Origin of the sequence: Pricia sp. (genome assembly GCF_041745955.1) — a bacterium.
In the GTDB taxonomy this organism is placed as follows: Bacteria; Bacteroidota; Bacteroidia; order Flavobacteriales; family Flavobacteriaceae; genus Pricia.
This window is the reverse complement of the sequence record NZ_JBGTHY010000359.1, coordinates 1-2,545: the sequence shown is the minus strand read 5'-3', so window position 1 is coordinate 2,545 and position 2,545 is coordinate 1. Positions and strand designations below refer to the sequence as shown.

The following is a 2,545-nucleotide window of genomic DNA, read 5'->3' as shown; positions in this document are numbered from 1 at the left end:
GCAATAGATACCTCATGACCATAACAAATGAAATCATTTGCCAGAATTGTGGTAACCTTTTCGGTGCCACCATAATTTGGATATTTTCCAATCAGAAATAAAATATTAGCCATTTTGTCTAATTTATTCCTTCTAAAAATTGTTTGGCAGCCTGTTCAATAGTGTAGTATTTCTTATAAACCGATTCGGCGTATTGTCCATAGGCTTGTTTTTTTTCTTCTTTTAAACCGAGCCATTCTTTAAACAATGTGTAAATTGCTTCAGCCGTATCGGTTTGAACGATGCCGCCACCACCAGCCTTTATCTCTCTCCAGATGTTCACTTTATCGGAAATAAGTACAGGGGTTTTACACGCTAAAGCCTCGACTACGGCTATGCCAAAATTTTCTTGATGGCTGGGCAATATAAAAGCTTCACTTTTATAAAACGCTCCCCACTTGGCATCTCCACTTAACATCCCCGGAAATAATATGTTTTGGGATTCAGAAGCCAAAACTAGCATTTCTTTGCCAAAATCCTTTTCTAATCCGGGTCCTGCAATAATCAGTTGAGGTATATTTTCTTGTTCTTCTTCTACTTTTATATAGGCTTTTATCAACATATCCACACCCTTTTTCGGATGTATTCTACTCAGAAACAAAATGGGCGGTTCTCCGTTCCAACTCGGTACTTTCTCGGCAAAAGCTTGCTGCATTGCAGGCTGAAATGCAGGGGGAGGTTGTATTCCATAACCTACATTGATTTCTTGCTTTGGACGGTAATTCGGGAAGGTAGTTCTCGCTAACAACAACTCTTCCTTGCAGGTAAATAAAATACCATCTGAGCGATTTATAACCTTATTCTCGAATAGTTTCCAATATATTTCATTTCGTACAGCTTTTAATCTGCGTGATGCCGCCTTTTGAAAGTAGGGATCCAACATACCGTGGGGCATGATATAGACCTTTGGGGATGTAGTATTGCTTTTTCTATGTGCAAGAATCGCCTTGACGGCGGCATGGCTGTGATACAACCATAAAGCGTGAACAATGACCACGTCATATTCATTAAAATGTGACAGTAGCCAAGGAATTAGTTTTTTATTATACCCCCATGGGGTTTTACTCTTACCTAGGGCGTGAATAGTAAACGGGTCCTGTCCCAAATAGTCCGCCATTGGGTCATCGAAAGAAACCACCTCGTTTTCGATGCCCAGTTTGAGAAGTGCGGGAATGGAATTCCTAATCCCTTGACAAGGGCCGCCCTGCACTGGGTTCATACTGGGAATGATTCGGAGTATTTTCATCAACTATTGGCTTACGTTTTTGCCATCAAGTAAAAAATCAAATTTCTTGGCTTTAAAGACATCGTAAACATTGGTTACTATGTTTTTCTGCCCTTTCTCGTTTAAATGGATCTGGTCCCTAAAATCACTGGCATCCAAATCTGAATTTAAGTCCGTTAAATAGGGGATATTGTTGCTTTTTAGCAATGCGATAATCTCTTGTCCCTGCTCATTGTACCTGCCCTCTTGCAATTCTGTATTTTCGGCGTGAAGATAAACCATAAGAGGGATATTTTGCTGCTTTGAATAGGCTATAAATTTCTTGAAACCGGGATTAAATAAATCCTCTTTTTTCTTCTTGTTAATTCCCAATTCATCGGTGGAAGCACTATCATTTTGAGACTTTACCAATCTCGGAAGTAGATATCTATCCCACAGCTCATAAACGGCAAAGGAATATTGATGACTGGGGAAACTTCTATGGACGTCGATAACTTTTTCAAAGTTCATGTTATCGTAGGCATCATGCGAACTGACGAAGAGCAACATCAGTTGGGCGCCGAAATTACCGTGTTCCTGTAGATAGGCAAAGCAGTTATCGGGTCCCCAACTGCCCGCGGAGATATTTAGGAATTGTATCTTTTTATCGTAAAGATAGGAAACCTTGGTCTCGAGTATGGTCGTAGCCAAGGAATCTTGGTCGGTAAGCACTCCCCCGTTAATGACCGAATCTCCGAAACAAAGAATTTTCACGGCTGAGGAATCCAATTCTTCGCTTCGCATGGAAAGCGAGTTGTAGGCTATATTTCTGCCGAATCGATGCCTCGATTGATCGGGTTGCGGTATATACTCGTATTGGCTACTTTCTTGCATCAAAACGGTATCGCAAAACCCGAAGAAGAATCTCAAAGCCAATTCCGTCACAATTAAAAATAGCAATCCGAAAAGCGTGAATTTAAGGTGTTTCTTATTCTTCATAATGAAGGCCGCCATTAATTTGCAAAATCAGGGCGCAAAGTCCGAAATTTGCAGGTAAAAAATTAACTCAAGACGAGTTCATTTTGTAAAATTTGATGGGAGCTATTGTGTTACCAAAAACTGAGGTTTGGGATAACTCTTCCGATCGATGATCTTTAGCGGTTTTTTGTCACGTAGCTCGACCATCAAGTAATTGAACGAGGTATTATTGCTAAAGGTATTATTGATTAAAAAGCCATTTCCCATAGTGCCCAAACTACCTTTTACGGTCGAGTTCAGTATAAACCCTTCACTTGATGGATG

At 40.3% G+C, this 2,545-nt stretch carries 3 protein-coding genes; all 3 read right to left on the bottom strand.

Going from position 1 to position 2,545, the window contains the following annotated elements:
- Nucleotides 1–118 precede the first annotated feature (118 nt).
- Nucleotides 119–1,258 (bottom strand): glycosyltransferase, encoded by a 1,140-nt coding sequence (locus ACEW8S_RS13415; RefSeq protein WP_373518652.1) that lies wholly within the window; start codon nt 1,256–1,258, stop codon nt 119–121.
- 30 nt (nt 1,259–1,288) lie between these two features.
- The gene (locus ACEW8S_RS13410; RefSeq protein WP_373518651.1) at nt 1,289–2,242 is read right to left on the bottom strand and encodes a hypothetical protein; all 954 of its coding nucleotides are present in this window, start codon (nt 2,240–2,242) and stop codon (nt 1,289–1,291) included.
- 102 nt (nt 2,243–2,344) lie between these two features.
- A partial coding sequence (locus tag ACEW8S_RS13405) for a hypothetical protein (protein WP_373518650.1) occupies nt 2,345–2,545 on the bottom strand: 201 nt, incomplete at its 5' end.

Bases quoted from the DNA above. Each gene is read 5' to 3' on its own strand.
- ACEW8S_RS13415 (WP_373518652.1), bottom strand. From the start codon at position 1,258: ATGAACCCAGTGCAGGGCGGCCCTTGTCAAGGGATTAGGAATTCCATT.
- ACEW8S_RS13410 (WP_373518651.1), bottom strand. From the start codon at position 2,242: ATGAAGAATAAGAAACACCTTAAATTCACGCTTTTCGGATTGCTATTT.